Origin of the sequence: Campylobacter concisus (assembly GCF_003048835.2) — a bacterium.
In the GTDB taxonomy this organism is placed as follows: Bacteria; Campylobacterota; Campylobacteria; order Campylobacterales; family Campylobacteraceae; genus Campylobacter_A; species Campylobacter_A concisus_D.
Genome location: NZ_CP060705.1, coordinates 308,697 through 332,824, shown reverse-complemented (window position 1 = coordinate 332,824; position 24,128 = coordinate 308,697). Strand labels below are relative to the sequence as shown.

Annotated in this window: 20 protein-coding genes; 3 read left to right on the top strand and 17 right to left on the bottom strand. The window is 40.8% G+C overall.

All coding sequences use genetic code 11. The annotated features are described in order from the left end of the window. Positions 1-57: 57 nt before the first annotated feature. Positions 58-1,311 (bottom strand): malic enzyme-like NAD(P)-binding protein, encoded by a 1,254-nt coding sequence (locus CVT08_RS01630; RefSeq protein WP_107850015.1) that lies wholly within the window; start codon positions 1,309-1,311, stop codon positions 58-60. After that, positions 1,308-2,687: a glutamate--tRNA ligase gene (gene gltX, locus CVT08_RS01625; protein ID WP_107856610.1), complete on the bottom strand. Its 1,380-nt coding sequence runs from the start codon at positions 2,685-2,687 to the stop codon at positions 1,308-1,310. Before gltX ends, CVT08_RS01630 begins: the two co-directional genes overlap by 4 nt. A 70-nt stretch (positions 2,688-2,757) precedes the next feature. Between gltX and CVT08_RS01620 the strand changes: the two genes are divergently transcribed. Further along, a complete protein-coding gene (locus CVT08_RS01620; protein ID WP_021084537.1) occupies positions 2,758-3,588 on the top strand; it encodes a peptidylprolyl isomerase in 831 nt (276 codons plus the stop codon). Between the two features lie 77 nt (positions 3,589-3,665). On the opposite strand, the gene CVT08_RS01615 is transcribed toward CVT08_RS01620, so the two are convergent. The 15 genes from CVT08_RS01615 to ileS all read right to left on the bottom strand — a co-directional run bounded on the left by CVT08_RS01615 (position 3,666) and on the right by ileS (position 21,565). After that, entirely contained in the window at positions 3,666-5,426 is a 1,761-nt protein-coding gene (locus tag CVT08_RS01615; RefSeq protein ID WP_107860953.1) for a P-loop NTPase fold protein, read from the bottom strand. 121 nt (positions 5,427-5,547) lie between these two features. Further along, positions 5,548-6,642, bottom strand: coding sequence for a succinyl-diaminopimelate desuccinylase (gene dapE / locus CVT08_RS01610; RefSeq protein ID WP_107856464.1), 1,095 nt, complete (start codon positions 6,640-6,642; stop codon positions 5,548-5,550). After that, positions 6,642-8,552: an EAL domain-containing protein gene (locus tag CVT08_RS01605; RefSeq protein WP_107856465.1), complete on the bottom strand. Its 1,911-nt coding sequence runs from the start codon at positions 8,550-8,552 to the stop codon at positions 6,642-6,644. The genes dapE and CVT08_RS01605 overlap by 1 nt, the downstream gene beginning before the upstream one ends. Positions 8,553-8,648: 96 nt before the next feature. Next, on the bottom strand, positions 8,649-10,850 hold the full coding sequence (locus tag CVT08_RS01600; protein WP_196381013.1) for an endonuclease MutS2: 2,202 nt from the start codon (positions 10,848-10,850) through the stop codon (positions 8,649-8,651). Next, positions 10,847-11,191, bottom strand: coding sequence for a hypothetical protein (locus CVT08_RS01595; protein WP_107856467.1), 345 nt, complete (start codon positions 11,189-11,191; stop codon positions 10,847-10,849). The genes CVT08_RS01600 and CVT08_RS01595 overlap by 4 nt, the downstream gene beginning before the upstream one ends. After that, positions 11,185-11,502 carry a hypothetical protein gene (locus CVT08_RS01590; RefSeq protein WP_107856468.1) on the bottom strand — a complete coding sequence of 106 codons (318 nt, stop codon included), beginning with the start codon at positions 11,500-11,502 and terminating at the stop codon, positions 11,185-11,187. The genes CVT08_RS01595 and CVT08_RS01590 overlap by 7 nt, the downstream gene beginning before the upstream one ends. Beyond that, a complete protein-coding gene (gene murC / locus CVT08_RS01585; RefSeq protein WP_103610676.1) occupies positions 11,502-12,809 on the bottom strand; it encodes a UDP-N-acetylmuramate--L-alanine ligase in 1,308 nt (435 codons plus the stop codon). Before murC ends, CVT08_RS01590 begins: the two co-directional genes overlap by 1 nt. An 86-nt stretch (positions 12,810-12,895) precedes the next feature. Next, positions 12,896-13,249 (bottom strand): MmcQ/YjbR family DNA-binding protein, encoded by a 354-nt coding sequence (locus CVT08_RS01580; RefSeq protein ID WP_107856469.1) that lies wholly within the window; start codon positions 13,247-13,249, stop codon positions 12,896-12,898. Positions 13,250-13,252: 3 nt separating this feature from the next. Further along, complete coding sequence (locus CVT08_RS01575) at positions 13,253-13,813, bottom strand: DNA-3-methyladenine glycosylase I (RefSeq protein ID WP_107856470.1); 561 nt, start codon at positions 13,811-13,813, stop codon at positions 13,253-13,255. Beyond that, positions 13,810-14,604, bottom strand: coding sequence for a carbon-nitrogen hydrolase family protein (locus tag CVT08_RS01570; RefSeq protein ID WP_107856507.1), 795 nt, complete (start codon positions 14,602-14,604; stop codon positions 13,810-13,812). Before CVT08_RS01570 ends, CVT08_RS01575 begins: the two co-directional genes overlap by 4 nt. Then, a complete protein-coding gene (xseB, locus tag CVT08_RS01565; RefSeq protein ID WP_004317712.1) occupies positions 14,597-14,788 on the bottom strand; it encodes an exodeoxyribonuclease VII small subunit in 192 nt (63 codons plus the stop codon). Before xseB ends, CVT08_RS01570 begins: the two co-directional genes overlap by 8 nt. A gap of 3 nt (positions 14,789-14,791) precedes the next feature. Further along, positions 14,792-15,898 carry a homoserine O-acetyltransferase MetX gene (metX, locus tag CVT08_RS01560; RefSeq protein WP_107856471.1) on the bottom strand — a complete coding sequence of 369 codons (1,107 nt, stop codon included), beginning with the start codon at positions 15,896-15,898 and terminating at the stop codon, positions 14,792-14,794. After that, positions 15,898-17,346 (bottom strand): IMP dehydrogenase, encoded by a 1,449-nt coding sequence (gene guaB / locus CVT08_RS01555; protein ID WP_107856472.1) that lies wholly within the window; start codon positions 17,344-17,346, stop codon positions 15,898-15,900. Before guaB ends, metX begins: the two co-directional genes overlap by 1 nt. A gap of 4 nt (positions 17,347-17,350) precedes the next feature. Continuing rightward, a complete protein-coding gene (gene gatA / locus CVT08_RS01550; protein WP_107856473.1) occupies positions 17,351-18,709 on the bottom strand; it encodes an Asp-tRNA(Asn)/Glu-tRNA(Gln) amidotransferase subunit GatA in 1,359 nt (452 codons plus the stop codon). A 99-nt stretch (positions 18,710-18,808) separates the two neighbouring features. Beyond that, positions 18,809-21,565, bottom strand: coding sequence for an isoleucine--tRNA ligase (gene ileS / locus CVT08_RS01545; protein WP_107856474.1), 2,757 nt, complete (start codon positions 21,563-21,565; stop codon positions 18,809-18,811). A 95-nt stretch (positions 21,566-21,660) separates the two neighbouring features. Here ileS and CVT08_RS01540 point away from each other — a divergent pair, with 95 nt between their 5' ends. Continuing rightward, positions 21,661-22,758, top strand: a complete 1,098-nt coding sequence (locus CVT08_RS01540) for a CinA family protein (protein ID WP_103599453.1) — start codon at positions 21,661-21,663, stop codon at positions 22,756-22,758. A gap of 89 nt (positions 22,759-22,847) precedes the next feature. Then, complete coding sequence (locus tag CVT08_RS01535) at positions 22,848-24,098, top strand: pectate lyase family protein (protein ID WP_107856475.1); 1,251 nt, start codon at positions 22,848-22,850, stop codon at positions 24,096-24,098. Positions 24,099-24,128 lie beyond the last annotated feature (30 nt).

Sequence of the window (24,128 nt, the reverse complement as noted above, 5' to 3'; positions counted from 1 at the left end):
TTTATATTTTACAAAATGCCAAGAGAAGAATTTAGCCCAAATTTGGGCTAAATTTAATTAAAAACCTTTTGCAAGTTTTGCTTTGTAAGCCTCAACATCAAAATCTTTTACTCTCGCTACGCCATCTTCAACTGCAGCTTTTGCAACTGCTGGAGCGACCGCTGTTAGCACACGCTTATCAAATGGTTTTGGAATGATGTACTCTTTACCAAATTTTAGCTCGCTAACGCCACTTGCTTTTAAAACTTCAGCTGGCACTGGCTCTTTTGCAAGCTGTGCAAGCGCTTTAGCTGCAGCCATTTTCATATTTTCAGTGATCTTTTTAGCTCTAACATCAAGCGCACCTCTAAAGATAAAAGGGAAGCCCAAAACGTTATTTACTTGGTTAGGATAGTCGCTTCTGCCTGTGCCCATCATAACATCATCTCTTACAGCTACGACGTCCTCTGGGAAAATTTCAGGCACTGGGTTTGCCAAAGCAAAGATGATAGGCTCTTTGTTCATTGACGCTACCATCTCTTTTGTCACAACGCCAGGCTTTGAAAGACCTAAAAACATATCAGCACCTTTCATCGCATCAGCTAGTGTCCTATCCTCAGTCTCAAGCGCAAATTCAACCTTCTCTGGAGTTAGGTCTGTTCTTTTTGAGTGGATGACGCCTTTGCTATCTATCATCACGATGTGTTTTGCACCAAGTGCTTTATACATCTTCGCGCATGCTATGCCAGCTGCACCTGCGCCACTAACTACGATCTTTATCTTAGATATATCTTTGCCAGAAATTTCCATCGCATTTATAATGCCAGCACTTGTTATCATCGCTGTGCCGTGTTGATCGTCGTGCATTACAGGGATATCGACTGCTTCTTGTAGTTTGCGCTCGATCTCAAAGCACTTTGGAGCGCGGATATCTTCTAAATTTATACCGCCAAATGTAGGAGCTAGAGCCTTGCAAATTTCAACGATCTTATCAGGATCATGCTCGTCTAGCTCGATGTCAAAGGCATCAACGTTTGCAAATTTCTTAAATAGCACCGCCTTGCCCTCCATAACTGGCTTACCAGCGATAGCGCCGATGTCACCAAGTCCAAGAACAGCCGTGCCATCAGTGATGACAGCTACTAAATTTGCTTTATTTGTATATTTATAAGCTAGCTCAGTGTCTGCATTTATCTCACGGCATGGCTCAGCAACGCCTGGTGTATAGGCCATTGAAAGATCTCTTGAAGTCTCGCAAGGTGTCTTTACCTTGATCTCGATCTTACCGCCGATGTGGTAGTTTAGTGCCTCTTCTTTAGTTACATGTGTCATTTCTCTTCCTTTAATAAATTTTGTATTCTGTTTTTGATCTCGTTACTGCCTACTACTTCAAGCACTTCAAAGATACTTGGGCTCACGCTTGAGCCAGTTAGCGCTATCCTCAAGGCTTGAGCCAGGTCTTTTAGTTTTAAGCCGTTTTGTTCTAAAAATTTATTAGTTAGCTCCTCGTATCCCTTTGCGTCAAGGTCGCGGTCTAAAATTTGAGCAAATTTCGCCAAAATTTCTTTGCTATCTTCATTTATAAATTTAGCCCAAGCTTTCTCGTCATAGCTTTTTGGAGCGTTGATGATCGCATTTGCGCTGTTTGCCATTTCAATTAGTGTCTTTGATCTCTCACGGAGTGAATTTAGCAGTAGCTCGCCCTTTACCAAAGCCTTAAAATCCACGCCAAACTCGAGCATATCGTGCGCTAGTCTCTCGTAAGGCAAGGTCTTGATGTAATGAGAATTTAGCCAGTCAAGCTTTTGGGCGTTGTAGGTGCTTGAGCTTTTGTTGATATCGTTTGGATTAAAGTATTTGAGCATATCCTCAATAGTAAAAATCTCATCATCGCCGTGACTCCAGCCAAGACGAACGAGAAAATTTAAGAGCGCTTCAGGCAAGTAGCCCATCTTTTTATACTCCATAACGTCAGTCGCGCCGTGCCTTTTGCTAAGCTTTTTGCCGTCCTCGCCGTTTATCATAGCGACGTGGTAAAATTTAGGCGTTTTAAAGCCAAGCGCCTCGTAAAGAACGATCTGTTTTGGGGTATTTGAGAGGTGATCATCGCCGCGAATAACGTCTGTTACGCCCATTAGCGCGTCATCTATCACGACTGTGAAGTTATATGTTGGCGTGCCGTCGCTTCTTGCGATGATGAAATCGTCTAAGATATCTTCAACCTTAAATTTAACCTCGCCTTTTATACCATCATGTATGACGATCTCGCCGCTAAGTGGGGCTTTTATACGGATAACTGGCTCGATGCCAGCTGGAGGTGTGCCAGTAAAGTCTCTATATCTATTATCATATTTTGGGCGCTCTTTTCTAGCCTCTTGGCTGGCTCTAAGCTCCTCAAGCTCCTCTTTGCTCATGTAGCATTTGTAGGCTTTGCCCTCATCAAGCAGCTTTTTAACATACTCTTTGTAAAGATCAAACCTCTTTGACTGATATGTCACTTCGCCGTCGTGATCTAGCTTGCACCAGGCAAATGCCTCTTTTATGGCTTGTGTGGCTTCTTCTGAGTTTCGTTTTAAGTCAGTATCTTCGATGCGGAGCAAAAATTTTCCATTGTTAGCTCTTGCGTATAAATAATTATAAAGAGCTGTCCTAAGTCCGCCTATGTGTAGGTATCCAGTAGGCGACGGAGCAAATCTAGTAACTATCATTTTGTGCCTTATTTTTATGTTATAATTGCCCAAAATTATATTTACTAAATACTTAAATAAAGGTTTCATTATGAAAAAATTGCTCTTTTTGGCTGCTGGCGTGTTAAGTGCCTTAAATTTATATTCAGCTCAGATGATAAACGGCATCGCAGCTATCGTGGAGAACGAGCCTATCACGCTTTACGAGGTTTATAGCTTGAAAGAACAGCTAAAGACAACAGAGCAGGACGCTTTAAATTTGCTTATCAGAGATAGGCTTGAAGATGCGCAGATAAAAAACTTAAATTTAAGCGTGACACCTTTTGAGCTAAACGACAGGATCGAGGCGATCGCAAAGCAAAATGGCATGACAAATTCGCAGTTTAGAAGCTCTATCCAAGCTCAAGGCATGGACTTTTTGGACTTTAAAAACAACCTAGAGCACAAGATGCTTCAAGAAAAGCTCTATAAAAGCATAGCTGCTGAGGCTGGCAAAAACATAAACGAGCAAAAAGCAAAGGCGTATTTTGACGCTAATCCAGACAAATTTAAGGTCTTTAGCACCGCTAGAGTCGTAGTTTATAGAGCAAAAGACCCTGATCTGCTTGAAGCTCAAAAGACAAGTCCAAAGCTACTAGACGGTGTGCAAACACAAGAGGTCAGTTTGGACTATCAAAGCATAGATCCAAGACTTGCTGCGATCATCTCAAGCACGAATAACGGCGACTATACACAGCCTTTGCAAGGACCTGATAGCTTTGATATGTTTTTGGTAAAAGAGAAGATCGGCTCATACACACCAAGCTTTGCTGATGTAAAAGATAACGTTATAAACGAGCTTTACCAAGGTGAGCAAGAAAAATTAATGAGTGATTACTTCGAAAAACTCCGCGCAAAAGCAAAAATTCAAATTCTAAGATAACTTCAAATTTAGCCATCTTTGGTGGCTAAATTTCATCCTATAATAATCATGAGTTTAGTTTTTAAACAAAACTATTTTTAGCAATCCTTATTATTTAAATACTCCAAAATTAACCCCATTTTACGCCTTTGGCTTTCATTGCCATTTTTAGATATGTTCTCAAATACACCTAGAATTTTATTTTTAAGCTTTTTGGCTTCTGGATGCCTATCAGGGTGTAAAAATTTCACTGCACTATATACAAAATCTTTATTCGCATAGCAATATTTTTCTAAGTCTTCACTCTTTATTTTAGATGACAATACTTCTGGTATTGGGCTCTTACTCATGAGAATATTTTCTATTATGCCTTCTGCAGTATATATTTTAAAAAACTCTTTTTCATACATAAGCTCATTGTATAAATCTTTAATTTGGTCATCAAAGCCATTCATTTTATTGATAATCTCTGTATCAAAATATTCATATTGTTTATTATCAAATATAGATTTTAAATGTTTTAATAATACTTCGATAGCAAATTTACGATATTTTTCTTTATGCTTTTTGTCAAATTCTCCTAGTTTCTCTATATACAATAAAAAAGAATCAAATTCTACTATATCTAATATTCTTTTCTTATTTTTTTCTAGATAACCAAAAAGGTTATTTGTAAAGTCAGAATTTTTATATTGCAAATCATATATACCATTAAAGTATTCATTTATAATGCTATTTTTTACTTCTTCAAATTGCTCCCTCTCTATTAGCCTTCCAACTATCTTCTTAAATTCATTAACATCTATAATCGATCTTCTTACATAAGAAAATATATTTAAACTTAATTGATGGTAATCTACATCTTTAGAAAATATTAGTGCGTCTATATTACTGAGACATCCTTTATTTTTAAATAAACCGTATATATCTTCCAACTCACCGTAAAAATTTCTTATACCAAAAAATTGTTCAAGTTTACCTAGAGAATTCATGGAGTTTATAACAGATATCCCTAATATAAACATCAAAATACATTCCCTTGTTTTTTTATGATTTTCTTCTACATCCTCCAAATATTTATAATAATCATTTAATGCATTTATAGCTCGCCTCATAACTCTAATATTATTTATGTCGTGTTTTGCGAAATACTGCGATGCTACATCTCGATAAACTTCCTTTAGCTCGCTTGATACGATACTAAAAGATTCTTCGGGAGTTGGATTATAATAAAATTCATAATCCATGATTTTATCTTTATATTCTGATAAAATTTTTTCTAGTTCTATTTTATTCTTATCTTCTTGAATATTACTTTCAGACTCTTGATCTTCAAGATCTTCACCGCACTCATTTTGATTATTTTTGGCAAAAGTGGTCATTTTTGATCTATTTAAGATCATAACTATATGACAGTTTTGTTGCTCTTTATATTCTGAAATCAATCCAAAAATATCTTTTAAATTTAATTTATCAGAGATTCTTTCGAAGTCGTCAAAGCAAATTACAGTATCCTTAAAATCCTCTTTTTTAAAAAATGATATACACCCTATTAATGCTGAACCTAAATTAGGCATTGCCAAATTAAATATTTGATCTGCTTTAGATTTTTCTATTTCTTTAATATATTTATTTCTTTGATAAATTTGTATTCCTATCTCTTGCTTTATTTCTTGGATACTTTCCTTGCCAAATAAAGAGACATAAACAGAATTTTCCTTAAATTTTTCATTAGAAAAATTTTTCCAAAAAGTTGTTTTTCCTACGCCCCATTCACCATCCAAAACAATACATGTGCCAACTTTGCGTTTTAGTATTTCTTCTAGTCTTTTTTCAATATCTACTTTTGAGCTATTCATAGTAAACCTTTGTAGATTTTATTTTTAAAAATTCCAATAGAAATTTAACATAACCGGCTAAAAAACTATCTTAGAAAAATGTTTATGTTTTTATTTTTAGTGTAGTGAAAATTTGCAAATATTATTTTTTGAAATTTTCTATAAGGTCTTTAAAAACTTCATAAAGTTTATTTACTTCATCAAGGCTCACTCGTTCGTTTTTAGCGTGTATGCGGTCGTTTATGACGCCAAATTCTATCGCATCTACGCCAAACTCAGAAAAGTGCCTAGCGTCGCTCGTGCCGCCTTTTGTGTTTAAAAGTGGCACTACGCCGGTGATCTTTGTGACAGAGGCCATTAAATTTCTTACGATCTTGCTATCTTTATTTGTTAAAAATCTCTTTGAGCTTTGCTTTATGCTAAGCTCGTAGTCTAGGCCCTTTAAAACACCTCTAAGATAGCTCTCAACGTTATTTGCGTCAGTTAAATTTGAGTTTCTAACGTTAAACATTATGTTAAGCTCGCTTGGCGTGACGTTGCAAACCTGCATGCCACCACGAATGTCCGTAACCACGATCTTGCTTGGGCTAAAAAACTCGCTCCCTCCGTCCATATCATGGTCAGCTATCTTAGTTAAAAGTGGAGCTATCAAATTTACTGGATTTAGGCACTTTTCTGGGTATGCCACGTGGCCTTGAACGCCCTTTATCACGATCTTGCCATTTATCGAGCCACGTCTGCCGACCTTTATGCTATCGCCAAATTTCTTATCGCAAGTTGGCTCAGCCACGACGCAAAATTTGGGCAGATCCCCTATCTCACGCAGATATTCAAGTGCCAAAGGCGTGCCATAAGTGCCATCGCCCTCTTCATCGCTTGTTAAGATGAGGCTTAGTTTGCCATTAAATTTTGCATCTTTAGCAGCACAAACAAAGGCAGCCACGCCGCTTTTCATATCCTGAGCACCCCTTGCATGGATGTAGCCATCTTTTTCAAGTGGGCTAAATGGCTCGCTATCCCAGCCATCGCCTGGTGGCACGACATCGACGTGTCCTGCAAAAGCTAGATGCTCGCCGTCTCCATAAATTTTAGAAAGTATGAGATTTTTAGTGCCGTTTTTTTCTATAAATTTAGCTTCAAAATCAGGCAAAAATTTGGCGATGAACTCCAAACTGCCTGCATCATCTGGCGTGATAGAGCGAAAGCTTAAAAGCTCTTTTAAAAAGCCAACTACCACTAAAACGCCTTTTTAGAAGGAATTCCCAAGTAAAATCCCTGGAATTCGTCGATGCCTATCTCCTTACAGACGTTAAAGATTTCTTTAGAATGAACATACTCTGCGATCGTTTTTATGCCAAGATCCTTTGCAAATGCCACGATCGCGCTTGCGATGGCGTATGAGTCTTTATTGATATCGATATCTTTGATGATAGAGCCATCGATCTTCACGTAGTCTGGCTTGATCTTTATGATGTAAGAGAAATTTGAGTAGCCAGAGCCAAAGTCATCGATCGCTATCATAGCGCCCATGCTCTTTGCTCGCTCGATAAAGACTGAGACGCGCTCAGCACTCTTTAGCTCCTCGTCTTCAACTATCTCAAAGACTATCCTGCCAGCGACATTGTGCTTATTTAGTAAATTTAAAACAAGTGCGCTAACGTCGCCATCTATCATATCTCGGCTGCTTAAATTTATAGAAAGAACCAAATTTGGATCTTCAGTGAGGTGCTCAAAGCACTTTTTAATGAGCTGTTTTTCAAGGTCTGCATAACGCTTAATACGCTTTGAGATATCCAAAAATACGCTTGGCGAGATGACGTCGTCGCGGTCTAAAATTCTTATCAAGCATTCATACTTTATAGGGATCTTTTTCTCGTCAAATATCGGCTGAAAATACGGCACAATGTTATCATTTATCGTAGCGTTTTGGATCAGCTTTGAGCGCTCGATCTGATTTGCGTATTCATCTTTTTGACTTAGTCCTTTAAAGTAGCAAACATAGTCTTTATCAAGAGTTTTGGCTGATTTTAGCGCGATAGTTGCCTTTCTTAAGGTCTGGTCGCTATCAAGCGCAAAGCCTATAGTGTTGTGAATTTCTATATCATCAACCTCTACGCCATTTTCATCTTTTATGCTAAGCATCCTGCCTTTAAAGATATCTAGTAAATTTTCAGCAAGCTCTTCGTATCTGTCGATAAAGTCGTTATTGTCTTCAACCAAAGCAAACCTGTCTGCCTCGATACAATAAGCCTTCATATTCTCATTTTTTGCAAATTCTTTGATGAGATTTGCCATCTGTTTTAGTATCTGGTCACACACGTATTTGCCGTAGTAGTCGTTCATCTTGCCAAAATCATCGATATCCATAAGTATCACTTTTGGATATTTATACTCGCTCACATCTTTTATGAGTGCTGCCTTGTTAAAAAGTCCAGTCATCGGATCGATGTATAGCCTCTCTTTTAGTTCAGCGATCTTAATAGTGCTCTCTTCTTTTACTTTTAGATAGTCAAATTTGATGTTTAGATACTTAAATACAAACCAAAGACAGACCGCAAGCCCTAAAAATAGACCGATCGAGCTTAAGATCAAAGTAAGAGTCATGTTTTTCATCAGCCACTGAAAATAAAATGGATCGCTAGTGCCAGTTATCCTTTGATCTATATGCGCTTTAAAGCCTAAAATATAGTCGTTCACGGCGACAAACATACATACTTTGGCGCTGTTTTCTGGCAAAATTTCAGCCCAGAAATAATCCTTTTGAAAATCATGCGAATAGATGTCGCCACAGCTCTTGTCTTCGTAGTCTTTATTTACGAGGCTTTTGTCTGAAGAGGCCTCTATCTTAAAGCCGTTTTTGCCATTTTCTTTTAGCAAAAAGACATCGCCAACAGCGTTATCGGTTATATAATTTTGAAAATCTATAATATTAAATTTACTTATATTTTTAAGATAATTTACATATTGATGTGTTAGGTACTCGGTCTTTTTTTTGAGATCAAAGTTGTTTGTAGAAAGTGCGTTGTTGTATTTATACGAGTAGATCGTTAAATTTTCAGTTAAGAAAAATGCAAAAAGCAAAACCACGACCAAAGTGACGGTTTTAACCATACTAAAGTGCTTTTTTTGCGATTCGTCGCCTGGCATAAAGTTTAAACTTCCTTTCTTAAATTTAAATTTTTCTACTGGATTATATCCAAGCTAAATAAAAATTTTCTTTCATTTTTTAATTAAAAATTTAGCTCAAAGCTTAACGATCTTTGCACCGTATCCGCCTTGATTTGCCGGTGCATCGTGAAATTCTTTCACGCTTGGATGCTCTTTTAAGAAATTTTTAACAGCAAAGGCGAGCTTACCAGTGCCGATACCGTGAAATACGCTAACCTCGTCAAATCCCATAACAAGACTATCTGAGATAAATTTATCAAGCTTAGCTATCGCCTCGTCAGCTCTCATGCCGTGCAGATCAAGCGAGAGCGAGGCCGTTTTTGGCTTATCGACACTTAAACTTACGCCGCCTTTTTTAGGCAAGACTACCTCGTTGCCATTTTTTCTTAAAAGCTCAAGTGGTACACGCAAATTTATGCCATTTGACTCGATCATTGCGTCATTTTTAGAGATGCTTAAAACCGTGCCTTTTATATTTTCATATTTCACTCTATCGCCTACTTTTAGGCTCTCGCGCTCAGTTTTTTTAGGCTTAACGATGGCAGCTTTTTTTTCATTTGCCACGTTTAGCGCTCTTTGCTTGTCTTTAATGTCCTTGAAATTTATAACAGCTTTTGCCGCATTTATCGCTTCATAATACTCTTTTTCAAGGCGCGAAATAGTCGCATTTAGCTTGATCTCATTTCTCTCTTTTAGCTCTTTTTGCTCCTCAAGCAAGCGCTCCAGCCGCTCCTCTTTTGCCGTGACCTCTTTTATCCCCTCATCAAGCTTGGTTTGTAAATTTAGCGTCTTAGTGATGATCTCGTTTAAATTCTCTTTATCTTCGCCGTAAATTTTCTTTGCCTGCGCCACTAAATTTTGAGATATACCGTATCTTGCCGCCGTTTCAAAGGCATAAGACTTGCCGATCGTGCCTTTTAAAAACTCAAATTTAGGCCTTTGAGCCGCCTCGTCGTAAAGTGCCGCCACTAGCTCAACCTCTGGATTTTTAGCTAGCAACATCGCAAGGCGCTTGTGGTGGGTCGTGATGATCATTTTGATATCTTGAGTGATGAGGCGCTCTATCATGACGCCATATAAGCTCGCAGCCTCCTCAAAATCGGTGCCAAGCTCGATCTCGTCGATGCCGATGATGATCGATTTTTTAGTAAAAAGCTTTGCAAAATGCACCATCCTGCCAGCAAAGGTCGAGATGTCGTTTTTCACGCTTTGCGGATCTTCTATGATCGCGTCAAATTCTTTAAAAGAGCCGATGCTTGAGCGGTTTGCGTCAATACGCATAGGCAGCAGATACTTTGCAAGCAGCGTGGCTGAGATGATTGATTTTAAAAGCATCGACTTACCGCCAGCATTTACGCCAGTTATTAAAAGCACTTTTTTACTAAAATCCACACTCACGCTCTTTGGGTTTTTTAGCGCTGGATGGGCAAATTTCTCAAGCTTGATAACGTGTGAGCTATTTGGTAAAACAAACTCATAGTCACGTGACCTAGCCAAATTTACACGAGCCTGATATGCGTCAAACTGATCAAAAGCGTTATTTATAAATTTCAAAAAGAGCAGGCTCTTGCTCATCTGCAGGCTAAATTTCTTACAGTGCTCAAAAATGATCTCCTCTTTTCTATCAAGCAGCTCGCTTTGCTCCTTTTTTAGGCGCTCGGTGCTTGCAGGTGCGACGTAGAAGTAGCCACCTGAGCTTCTAGCGATCACGGTGCCTTTTAGGGCGTGATTAAAGCCGCCGCGCACCAAAAGTGCCTCTTGCGAGTTGATATAGTGCGTCTGGGTATCGACTAGATAGGGCGTGATGTGCTTTGAGTAGATGAGCTTTTTAAGCTCGGCGTCGATCTGGCGCTTTTTCTCGCTAAAAGCCTGCTTTATCGCGTAAAATCTCTCGTCCACGCTGTCGCTAAACTCGCCGTTTTCATCAAAGCTGTTTGCCATCTGACTCATCGCTTCAGGAATTTCAACTTTAGCGATCCACTCGCCAAGCCTACCTTCAAATTTTTGCTTTTTTAGATATGAAAAATACTTAATAATCTTTGCAAACTCGTAAATTTCACTGATGTGAAGCACTGCTTGCTTGCTAAGTCTCATAAGCGCGTCATCAAGCTCTTTTATCTCGTCAGGCGCCTTAAAATCATACTTTGAAAGCTCGCTAATGTTTTCAAAGTGAATTTTGCTGTCGCCTTGTAAAAATAGCGGTTTTTGCCTTGCTAAAAAGGAGTTAAATTTATCCAGATACTCGCCTAGATCGAGCTTTGCAAAGATATCGTTCATTGCTCGCAGCTCGTTATAGGCACGATGACGCCTGAAAGATCACTAAATTCTCGCTTTGGTAAAAATGACGCCGTGCCAAATTCGTAGTTAAATTTCTTATTACTGACGTTGTGATCGCCGCATTTTAGCACTTTACCCTGCTTAAAGTCAGTCACTAGCTTTGATATGGCGTCCTCGTTTTTGGATAAATTCTCCTCGTAAAAATAGACGCAAACAAGGATCACTACAAGCACTGCGCTAACGAGCACTTTTATGCTTTTGCTGATCTTTTCATCTTTTATCGCCCAGATCGCTCCAAAAAGCAGCATCACGCCGGCGATTATTATCAAATTTCTTACCATTTTACGCCTTTATACTTTGCGATGAGCTCTTTGTAAAGCTCTGCATGAGGCTTGATCTTTTCTAAAATTTCAGCTCTAACCTCGCTGATATCTTGCTTTTCAACCAGCAAGCAAACGGCCAGATACGGGGCATTTGGCAGCATATCTTTTATCTGAGCGCTATTTAGCTTTTGCGACCTTGCAAGGGCTATCAAGATATCTTTTTTACCTAAATTTATAAGGCTAGAAATTTCATTCTCGCTTAGCTCTTTTTCTTTTATCTCTTTTAAAATTTCATTTTCATCTTGAGGCTTGAAACTACTTAGATCCATTAATATCCGCCTCTTAGTTGCACGCTGATATCGCCCGCTCCAAAGCCAACTACGATGCCGTCACTTAGGCGGTTTTTCACACCAAATTCATCTGTAAATTCTATCCCCTCTTCAACCCTCTCGACCTTATCGGTAAAGATCGGGTTATACTCGCTAAATTCGCTCTTCATATCAACTTCGATCGGATTTTCTCCGGCTGCATAAACTGGCAAGATAACAAGCTCATCAACGCCCTTAAAGCACTCTTTAAAGCCAGGTAAATTTGTGCTAAGCCTTGTGTAGCGGTGTGGCTGAAATATCGCTGTGACGCTATTTATGCCTAAAATTTTTGCGTATTCAAAGACTGATTTTAACGTCGCTTTTATCTCGGTTGGATGGTGTGCGTAGTCGTCAATAAGGACAAAATTTTTGTTTGCACTAAGTATGTCAAAACGCTTTTTGATGCCTTTAAAATTTAGTAAATTTTCTCTTATGTCTTTAAGCGGCGTCTCGTGCATCGCAGCTAGAATAGCCAAAGATGCATCTATGGCGATGTGCTCGCCCATGCCAAAGGCTTCAAATTTGCCTAAATTTTTAAGGTTAAAGCTGGTGTATGGCTGATAGTCTCTTACAACCATCGTAAGCTCGGTGATATCACTGCTTGGGTAAAGTCTGATCGCATCAAGCTTAAGCGTGCTTAAAAACTCGTCCTCAGCGTTTATCACTCTAACCTTTGCGCGCTCCAAAAAGCCCTTGTATGCTGCGTAAAATTTAGCTAGATCATAATCGTAGTGCTCCATATGCTCTGGCTCTGCGTTTGTCACGATGGCTAGATATGGGTTTGAGTTTAGAAAGCTAGAATCGCTCTCATCAGCCTCAAATACGACGTTATCGCTTTTGGCGTAGCGCATATTTGAGCCAAACTGCTTTGAAATGGCGCCGATGATGACTGAGCCTTCAATAAGGCTTGCTAGCATCGCTGAAGTCGTACTTTTGCCGTGTGCGCCAGCCACTGCGAAAACGCACTTATCTTCAAGCACATAAGGCAAAATTTCTTTTCTTGAAAAGCACTTTATGCCCTTGTTTCTGGCCTCCACTAGCTCGATGTTGTCTTCTTTTATCGCGGCTGAATAAACCACGAAGTCTTGGTCTTTTATCGCCTCTTTGCAGTGCGGCGTGATGACCTCGATGCCTTCATCTTTTAGCTCTAGCGTCGTCTTGCTCTCTTTGATGTCGCTACCGCTTATCTTATGGCCTTTTTCGTGTAAAAATCTAGCGATGGCTGAGATGCCGATACCGCCGATGCCTATGAAATGGACTTTTTTGATCTCGTTGTTTAGCTCTTGCAAATTTTATCCTTAAGTTTTTCGTGATTTTAACAAAAACTACTAAATTTAAGGCTGAAAAATGGCTTTTATTTGCTTAAGCTAAAGCTCTCTTCTATCAGGTCAAAAACGGTTTTTTGTGAGATTTTGGAATTTAAATTTACGCTTATCCAGTGTTTTTTATTCATGTGATATGCTTTAAAAATTTGCCGCTCATCAACTAGCACCATCGCTAGATCTGGACTGCATTTTAGATTTAAAACTTCAATCATCTCATCACTTCTAAGACCTAGCTTGCTAGCGCTTATCTGCATAAGTAACGCAAACCACTTCTTGTTTTCCTTGTGACGAAATACACTAAATTTTGGATACTTTGGGAAAATTTGCTCACCTAAAATGTCAAATTTCTCTTTTATATATTTTTCAACGTCACTTCGTTTCAAATTTCACTCCGAAATTCCTTTGCAAAAGCACTCATTTTCGTGATCATCGATGACGCCAACGCCTTGTAAAAATGAGTAGATGATCACAGCGCCTACAAATTTAAAGCCACGCTTTTTCATATCTTTTGAGATGCGCAGCGAGAGCTCGCTACTTGTTGGCATGTCCTTAGCGCTTTTTATGTCATTTATCACGCGCTTGCCATTTGTAAATTTATAGATGTAGTTATAAAACGAGCCAAACTCGGCGCAAAGCCCTAAAAAAGCCTTGGCATTTTTTGGCAAAGAGTAAATTTTGAGGCGGTTTTTGATCGCTCTATCATCGCTTAAAAGGCTTTGAAGCTTTGCCTCGTCATAGCTAGCGATCTTTTTTGCATCAAAGCCGTCTAAAATTTGAGCAAGCCCAGCTCTTTTTCGTAGCACATAGTCCCAGCTAAGGCCTGCTTGAAAGCCCTCTAAAATGAGCATTTCAAAGAATTTCTTATCATCTTTGACCGTCCTGCCCCACTCACAGTCGTGATAGCTCTTGCTAAACTCGCTCTTATCCGCCCAGACGCAGCGTTTCATCTTTTAAATTTAGCCTCTATCTGCATAAAGCCCCAGGTGCTTCTAGCCTCGCTAAGCTCCTTTTTACTAAGCTCATCGATCATCATCTCTTCATTTTTGCCAAGCCTGTTCTTAACCTCACCAAATGGGCTAATAAGCATCGAGTCGCCGTAAAAACTCCACTGCTCATCCTCGCTCTTGTGGCTTCCCACGCGATTTACGCGAAGCACATAGAGGTTGTTTGTAAAGGCTCTAACCTTTAAAAGCTCCTCCCAGCGCGCCTGCGAGAAAAACGTGCAAGCCGTTGGCACAAGCACGATATCGACCTTTTTAGCGCTCATATACGCCCAGCACACATCAAAATGCGCCTCGAAGCCAAACATGACACCAACCTTAAATTTATCGTATGTAAAGATAGGTAAATTTAGCTCCTCGCTTGTATTGCTAAAAAACTTCGCCTCGTTCCAGTGCGCATAAGGCATGAGGATCTGCTGATCATATAGCTTTACTTGAGTTGGACTAAATTTAGCTAGGCTCTTAAAAATCTCCTTGCCTTTTAAATTTATGATAGGTGCGATGATGTTTAGATCATACTTTTTTGCCATCGCAAAGAGTGCCTCTTTTTTGCGCTCACTCTGCTCTTTTATGAGGCTTTTTGGCATGGTGGCAAGCTCTTTAAAGAAGCTATTTAGCACGTATTCGCCAAGGACAACCAGCCTTGCGTTTTCATCAGCGCAAATTTTAAGGTAATAATCAAGCCTCGCCTCGCTTAAAGGCTGCGTTGGTAGCTGAAGGGCGCAAATTTTACTCATCATCCACCTGCTTTATGCTAAGTTTTGCGTTTTCTAAAATTTCTCTTGCTTCATTTAAGAGCTTTTTGCCCTGCTCGTGCAGCTTTATGCTGTTTTCTAAGCTAACATCATCTTTATTTAGATCGTTTAAAATTTTATCAGCAAGGGCTAATTTCTCTTCAAAACTTTGCTCTTTTTGCTCCATTTTCTATCCTTTTAATATATTTTTTATATATCCATCAAATTTTTCTATCTCGACCAAAAAGGCGTCATGGCCGTAGTTGCTATCTATCTCTATAAAATTTGTCTTTGCGCCTCTGCCCATCTCGCAAAGTGCGTCATAAATTTCTCTCATGCAGCTTGGCGGAAAGAGTAGATCACCTTTGAAAGCGATTAGATGCAGATTTGCTTTGATCGGCGCAAGTGCGTCTTTTAGGCTATCGTAGTGCCTTGTGCAGTCAAAGATATTCATCATCTTTACGATATATAGGTAGCTTAGCGGGTCAAACCTCTTTGGGAAGTTGTAGCCGTTATACTCCATGTAGCGATCTACCTGAAAATGTCCAAAAAGATCGTAAAGGCCGTCAGTTTCGACGTAGTTGCGTCCAAATTTTTTATCCATGCTATCAGGGCTTAAGAAGCTGATGTGCCCTGCCATCCTGCCGTAAGCCATGCCTTTTAGCCCATTTTTTCTTATAAATTCCACGTCGTATTCGCCGTTTTTGAAATTTTCATCGTTTAAAATAGCTTCAATGGCGATTTTATTAAACGCTATCGCCCAAGGCTTAGTCTGATAGGTGCTTGCAAGCATTATGATATCTTGCGCAAATTCTGGAAACTCGATAGCGTAGCAAAGGGCTTGCATACCGCCAAGACTGCCGCCTATCACGGCTCTTGCCCTTGTGATGCCAAGCTCGCTAAATAGCCTCATCTGCGCCTTTACCACGTCACTTATGGCAAGGACTGGGAAATTTAGCCTATACTCTTTGCCGCTACTTCTATCAACACTTAGCGGCGAGGTCGAGCCAAAACACGAGCCTAGGATATTTACGCAAATAACGTAAAATTTATCGGTATCGACCGCCTTTTTGCTGCCTATTAGCCCGTCCCACCAGCCAGCTTTCTCATCGCCTGCGTATGTGCCAGCTGCGTGGTGTGAGCCAGTTAGGGCGTGACAGATCACGATAACGTTGCTTTTATCAGCATTTAGCGTGCCGTAAGTCTCATAAATAAGCTTGAAATTTGATAGCATACGGCCACTCTCAAGATAGAGTGGCTCGTTAAATTTAATAGTTCTAGTTTGCAGATTTAACACTAATTAACTTTATAGTTTGGTGCCTCGTGAGTGATAACTACGTCGTGGACGTGGCTCTCTTTTAGTCCTGCGCTTGTTATCTCGACAAATTCGGCTCTTTCTTGAAGAGTTGGGATATCTTTTGCGCCGACATAACCCATAGCACTTCTTAGGCCGCCTATTAGCTGATGTATCACATCTTTTATGCTGCCAGCAAATGGCACACGGCCCTCAATACCTTCAGGCACAAGCTTATCTTGAGCGGTGCCCTCTTGGAAGTAGCGGTCCGAGCTGCCCTTTGTCATAGCGCCGATCGATCCCATACCGCGATATACTTTATACTGGCGACCTTGGAATGTTATAAGCTCGCCTGGGCTCTCTTCGCAACCTGCAAGCAAGCTACCTGCCATAACGCAAGCTGCACCTGCTGCAAGGGCTTTTGCCACGTCGCCTGAGTATTTTAAACCACCATCAGCGATAACTGGGATGCCGTATTTTGCTGCTTCTCTTGCGCAGTCGTCAATCGCTGAAATTTGAGGCACGCCAACACCAGCAACGATCCTTGTGGTACAAATAGATCCTGGTCCGATGCCCACTTTTATGCCGTCTGCGCCTGCTTCTGCTAGGTCTTTTACGGCTGCTGGGTTTGCGATATTGCCAGCTACGACATCGACATTAAAATTTACTTTTACCTCTTTTAAAGTGTCGATGATGCCCTTTGAGTGGCCGTGAGCTGAGTCGATGACGATGACATCTACGCCAGCATCAACTAGCGCTTTAGCGCGGTCTATCTGACCCACGCCAATAGCCGCAGCCACGCGAAGTCTGCCGTAGCTATCTTTGTTTGCGTTTGGATACTCTTTGCGTTTTTTTAGATCTTTTATAGTGATAAGTCCGTCAAGTCTGCCGTCTTTATCGACGATAGGTAACTTCTCAACTCTATTTTGAGAGAAAATTTTCTCCGCATCATCAAGCGTGCAGCCCTTTGGTGCAGTGATAAGCGGTGCTTTTGTCATGCGGTCTTTTACCAAAGTGCTCATATTTGTCTCAAATCTCAAATCGCGGTTTGTTAAAATTCCTATTAGCTTGCGGTCTTTATCGATGACTGGAACGCCTGAAATATGAAGATCTGACATAAGGCTTAGAGCTTCAGCCACGGTTGCTTCTGGATTTATAAAGATAGGATCGATGATGACGCCACTTTCGCTTTTTTTAACGCGTTTGACCTCTTTTGCTTGGCTTTCGACGTCCATATTTTTGTGAATGACACCGATACCGCCGAGCCTTGCCATCATGATAGCAGTTCTATGCTCAGTCACCGTATCCATCGCAGCAGAGACTATCGGGATATTTAGCGTGACATTTTTGCTGATCCTTGTTTTTACATCAACTTGCTTTGGCAAAATTTCAGAGTATTGCGGCACAAGAAGCACATCCTCAAATGTTAAAGCTCTCTTTACTATCTTCATATTTTTATCCTTTTATTAAATTTTCTAGGCTCTTAGCACCATTTATCAAGGTCTGTTCGTCCCACGCTTTTGCGATGAGCTGGGCGCTCACGTTTAAATTTTGATCATCTTTGCCAACTGGCACAGAGATAGCTGGCAGGCCTGCTAAATTTACGCTGATCGTGTAAATGTCGCTTAGGTAGGCTTGAAGCGGATCGCTGTGTGCTCCAAATTTATAAGCTGTGCTTGGAGCAACTGGCATGAAGATGAGATCATTTTCTTCTAAAATTTTCTCATACTGAGCTTTTATATGCGCTCTTGCTTTTTGCGCTTTGATGTAGTAAGCATCGTAGTATCCGCTACTTAGCACAAATGTACCAAGCAAAATTCTTCTTTTTACCTCTTCGCCAAAGCCTTCTGAGCGTGAATTTACATATAGCTCTTTTAAATTTTTAGCATCCGCGCGTCTGCCATATCTCACGCCATCGTAGCGGCTTAAATTTGCGCTTGCCTCTGCGGTTGCGATGATGTAGTAGGCTGCGACGTCATATTTTGAGTCTTCAAAATTTGTGTAAGTTACGCTGTGTCCGTGTGATTTTAGCTTTTCGATAGCTAAATTTAAAGCAGCTTTTGTCTGCTCGCTTGCGTTTTCTACGTAGTTTTTGATGACACAAATTTTTAGCTTTTTGTTGCCATCTATCTTGTCGCTTACGCTAACAAATGGCACATCTGAGCTCGTGCTATCTTTTGGATCGTGTCCAGCGATCGCGTCATATAAAATGGCTGCGTCTTCTACGTTTTGAGCGATAGGTCCTATCTGATCAAGGCTGCTTGAGTAGGCGCCAAGGCCGTATCTGCTCACTCTGCCGTAAGTTGGCTTAAGTCCTACACATCCGCAAAATGCTGCTGGCTGGCGGATCGAGCCACCGGTATCGCTACCAAGTGCTGCGACTGCAAGGCCAGCTGCGACTGCTGCTGCTGAGCCACCGCTACTGCCACCTGGGACGTGAGCGTGATTTAGTGGATTTAGTGTTTTGCCGTAAAATGAGCTCTCAGTCGTGCTTCCCATCGCAAATTCGTCCATATTTGTGCGGCCAAATGGAGCTAAATTTTTACCAAGTAGCTTTTCGATGACAGTTGCGTTATAAGGTGCTACGTAGCCTTGTAAAATTTTTGAGGCACTTGTTACGTTCCAGCCTTTTACTTGGATGTTGTCTTTTATAGCGATAGGCACGCCCTCGCCTAGTTTTGCTATCTCTAAATTTGCTAGCTGCTCGACATAAGCACCAAGCTCTTTTTCTTTTATGATCTTCGCCTCAAGCTCGGCTCTTAAATTTTTTATCTCTTCAGCTGAAAATTTCAAAGCTTCTTTTAAAGTTACCACTATTTTTATCCTTTAAATTTATTAACCAAAAATATGCCAAACAAACTAACAACGACCACCGCAGCGATCGTTGCTATTATGATAGTTGCGCTTACTGGCTCACTTAGCACTTATGACTTCTTCACATCTTGGGCATAGCGCGTCTTCTTTGCTAGCGTTAAATTTCCAGCATCTTGGGCATTTGTGAAGGTTGCTTGCTATGATCTTAAATTTATCGCCCTCTAGCTCAAACTCAGCTAATGGCTCGCTATCATCATAAGGCCTAACTGAGCTTACCATATAAAGATCAGCCACTTCGCGCTCGTCGTAGCCTGTGATGCTGTGGTTTGTGGTCTCTAAGCTTAGCTCTAGAGTTGATTTTATCTTTTTGTCCTTTTTAAGAACATCCACGATCTCGTTAAATTTCTCCCTGCTGGCAAAAAGTATCTCATCTTCAAAGCTAAGGTCAAATTTAATTGGCTCATAGACTAAGTCAAACGCGTCTTTCGCCTCGCCTTTGATGATCTTTGGAGCGTAGTCCATCACCTCATCAACGGTGTAAGTAAGCGTTGGAGCGATGAGTGGGAGCAATGTCTTTGTGATGATCGCCATTGCGCTTTGAGCTGATCTTCTTCTTGGGGCGTCTTTTGCGTCGCAGTAAAGTCTATCTTTGCAAACATCAAGATATACGCCGCTAAGATCGGCTGAAAGGAAATTTAAAAGGATATTAAAGCCCTTTGAAAAGTCGTAGTTTTTAAAGCAAGCGCTCGCCTCGTCAAAGACCTTTTTGGCGCGTGCTAGTATCCATTTATCAAGGATATTAAACTCTGTATTCAGGCTCTCAAGGTCATTTACGTTTGCTAGTAAAAAGCGGATCGTGTTGCGGATTTTGCGGTATTGCTCGCTTATTTGTTTTAATATATCTTCGCTTATTTTTAGATCACTTGAATAATCACTCATACCAACCCAAAGGCGTAAAATTTCGACGCCGTGAGTTTTAGCCACATCTTGTGGAGCGATAACGTTGCCCTTACTTTTACTCATCTTCTCGCCTTTGGCATCGACGGTAAAGCCGTGAGTTAGTATGCTCTCATAAGGTGCGTGAGAATTTACAGCTGTGCTTACTAAAAGCGAGCTTTGAAACCAGCCTCTGTGCTGATCTGAACCCTCTAAATACATACTTGAAGGGTATTTGCCAGCGTCGTACTCATCGCTTTGCAAGACCGCATGCCATGTCGAGCCGCTATCAAACCATACGTCAAGGATATCCATCACTTTTTCTAAATTTTCAGCTTTGTATTTTGAGCCTTTTAGTAAAAGCTCGTCTATGCTTAGCGCCCACCACGCATCAGCGCCTTTTTCTTTAAAGATGCCTGCGATGTGGTCTAAAATTTCACTATCAAATATAACTTCTTTTGTCGCTTTGTCTCTGAAAAACGCGATCGGCACGCCCCAGTCACGCTGACGAGAGATGCACCAGTCTGGGCGATTTTCTATCATCGAGCCTATTCTTTTTATGCCCACGCTTGGGTAGAATTTAACCTTTTCAAGCTCTTTTAGCGCTGTTTGCCTAAGCGTTTTGCCACCTAGTTTAGCCTCGTCCATAGCTATAAACCACTGCTTTGTGGCTCTATAAATGACAGGCTTGTGCGTTCTCCAGCAAAATGGATAAGAGTGTCTAAATTTAGAGACGCTAAGTAAATTTTTGCCAAGTAGCTCTAAAATTTTCTCATTTGCTTTAAAGATGTGCATACCGACAAACTCATCTACCACGTCGCTTCTAAACAGCCCGTGATGTTTTATGCTTTCATCGTAGCAGCCACCATCATCAACTGGCATCAAAATTTCACTAAAACCATATTTCAAACATACGTAGTAGTCGTCCTCGCCGTGACCTGGAGCTGTGTGAACAAGTCCAGTGCCCCCATCCATCATGACGTGGTCGCCTAGTAAAAATTTAGATTGTCTACCATTTAGTGGATTTATCGCGTGAGTGTTTTCAAGCAGACTTGATTTAAACTCTTTTTTGACCTCGCCCTTGCTTAGACCACTCTGCACAACGCTTTCAAGTAGCGGCTTTGCAAAGATTAAATTTTCAGCTGTTAGGACGTAAATTTCATCTGGATTTAGGCTTATGGCTTGATTTGCTGGAAGTGTCCAAGGCGTGGTCGTCCAGATGACAGCACTCGCCTCTTTTACGCCAAGCTTCTCAAGTGCGTCGCTGTCAAGCTCAAAGGCTACGTAAATAGAGTAATCCTCTTTCTCCTCGTACTCGACCTCAGCTTCAGCTAACGCCGATCTAGCTGCCCAGCTCCAATAAACTGGCTTGCTTCTCTCTACTAAAAGCCCCTTTTTAGCGATCTCGCAAAGCGCTTTGTAGATGTCAGCCTCAAACTCAAATTTCATCGTCATGTATGGATTTTCAAAGTCGCCGATGATGCCAAGGCTTTTAAATTCATTTCTTTGAATGTCTATAAATTCTCTCGCGTGCTGCCTGCAAAGCTCCCTGATCTCGACCTTGCTAAGCTCTTTTTTCTTATCGCCAAGCTTTACTTCGACTTGCTGCTCGATCGGCAAGCCGTGGCAGTCCCAGCCTGGCACGTAGCGGACGTTTTCGCCATAAAAATAGTGCGTTTTTGTAATGATATCTTTTAAAATTTTATTTAACGCGTGGCCGATGTGTAGGTGTCCGTTTGCATACGGAGGGCCGTCGTGGATGTTGAAGCTTTTAGCCGCATTTTGGCGGTTTTTCTTCATTTTTTCGTAAACCTTGCGCTCTTCGTACCATGATTTTAGTCTTTGTGGTTCATTTTGTGGGAGATTTCCGCGCATCGGGAAATTTGTCTCTGGGAGTAAAAGTGTCTCTTTGTAGTCCATTTTTTACCTTGATTTTAAAATTTGTTAATTTTACACCTGTGCTGGTTAAATCACACTGAAAAATAGTATAATGAGGCAAAAAAAGGAGCTTAAAAATGAGACAAAGTATCTTGATAATAGGCGAAGATCTTGAGATAAATAGAGAATTTCTAAACTACATTTTTCAAAGCTACGAGGATCATTTTGGCGAGCTTGGAGTGGTTAGTTTTGCTCCCAAAAATAGCAAAGAGCTACCTTTTATAATCGAAAATTTATCAAAAGATTACGACTTTGTAAGCATTTTTGGCTCAGATGAAAATTTTGCCATCGCCGCAAAGATCATGGCGACGCTAACTGGGGGCTCGCTCGAGCTAAAAGATAGCACTACACTTGCACTTAAAGATAGCTTAGACTACTCAAAAAATAGCTTTTTAGCCAGCCTAAATAACGCTCAGATAAATCTCATAAAAGCTAATCCAAATAAAGAGCTAGGCGAGTTTCTCACCGAGTACGAGCCTGATTTTAGCTACTTTCATCTAATAGACATCGACGCAGATAGTGCTAAGATCCTTATGCTACCACTTGCTAAAACTTACGAGGTCGATATCACTCTTGCACAGATCCTGCCAAATTTGATACTAGTAAGGGCAAAAAGCAATAAATTTGGCCAGATCGAGAGCTTTTTACAAGGGGTAAAAACGCTATTTTCGCAAAAATTTATCCCGCAAAAAGATGTGATCAAATTTGTAGCAAAAAAGCTCATGCAAAAGGGACTTAAAATTTCATTTGCTGAGTCTTGCACGGCTGGGCTTGCGGCGGCTAAATTTACAAGATATGGCGGCATATCAGCTAGCTTTGATGGCTCGTTAGTAACTTATGCAAATCACATAAAGCACGAGTGGCTGGGCGTTGAGGATGAGATTTTAGATAGTTACGGAGCTGTGAGCGAGCCTTGCGTAAAAGCGATGGTAAAAGGCACGCTAAGCACGACAAATGCGGATTTTGCGCTTGCTATAAGTGGCATAGCAGGACCAGGTGGGGGCACAGCTAGCAAGCCAGTTGGCACGGTATATGTCGCAGCTGGCGATAGAAACGGCAACATCGAGGTTGAGAGGCTACTTTTAAAAGGGGAGCGCAACTACGTTAGAGAGCAAAGCGTACTAAGCGCCTATCTATGTTTGCTTCGCCTAAAAAGCGAGATATTTTTCGCGTAAAATTTATCTTTTTAAAAATAGCACTAAATTTAACGGCGACATTCGCAATAAAATATCAAGAATAAAAAGCCAAATTTAGGAGGCTAAAGATGTTTAAAAAGATATTGTTTCTAGCTGTTTTTTCGTCATTTGCATTTGGCGCTGAGGCACAGGTGGGCGAGATAAAAGCAAGTGACTCGCCTTTTGGTTACGCTAGCATTGGTGCAGAGCAAAATTTTGGCGGATACGACGGCAAAGAGAGCAAAGAAGTCGCCATCCAAGATAGGCAAGAGCTCGTAAAATACGCCAAAATGGGTGGTTACGTCATCTATGTGGAGGGGCTCATAGACCTTAGCGAAGGCAATATCCCGCAAAATGGCAAGAGCTTGGGGTTGGATAAATTTATAAGCAAGATTAGCAGTGGCGAGTTTAGCTCTTATGTCAAATTTATGCGAGCTTACGGCGCCTCATGCCGTGCATTTTTAGATGGTTCGCAAGATCCAAAGCTAGCAGCGCTTCGCAAAAATTTAGCCAACGAATACAAAAAGCTCATCGTAGTGCCGGTAGCTAGCAACACCACAATAATCGGCTTAGGCGAAAACTCAGGCATAAAAGGCGGCTCACTTTTGTTAAAAAATGTCCAAAATATCGCGATCCGTAATATGAAGATCGAAGATGCTTTTGATCCATTTCCAGATATACAAAAAAATGATGGCTTTAACGCGCAATATGACGGCGTTAGCATAGAGTCAAGCAAAAACATCTGGGTAGATCACTGCCATTTTAAGGACACAGTGGAGCTTAGCCATGTAAATTTAGCAGGCGGAGAGCTTACTAAATGGCAAACTTATGACGGACTATGCGACATCAAGGGGGATAGTGCGGCTATCACGATCTCGCATAACATCTTTGAAAATCACGACAAAACGATGCTAATAGGCTCAAGAGACTCTGACGGCAGCAGCGAAACGAGAACTATAACGGTCGCTCATAACATTTTTGACAACTGCGCGCAACGCCTACCTATGGCACGCAATGCAAAGGTGCACGTCTATAACAACTTTTATGACTCAAAAGATGGCTTTTATGACCAAAAATACGCCATTGGAGTGCGCTTTGGCTCGCTAGTATACGCTCAAAACAACTACTTTACAAATGGCGTCAAGATAAGCTATAAATGTAACAAAGGCACCATTTTTGAAAGCGGCAACATAGACCTTTCTAAAAAAGGCAGCGTTTGCGAAAAGCTAGACAAACCGCCATTTGAGCCTCCATATAAATTTGAGCTCCTCGAAGCTTCAAACGTCCAAAAAGAGGTAAATCAAAACGCTGGCACAGGCAAACTAGCCGTCATAAAATAATATCACCAAAGCCCCAAGCTAGCCAAAACG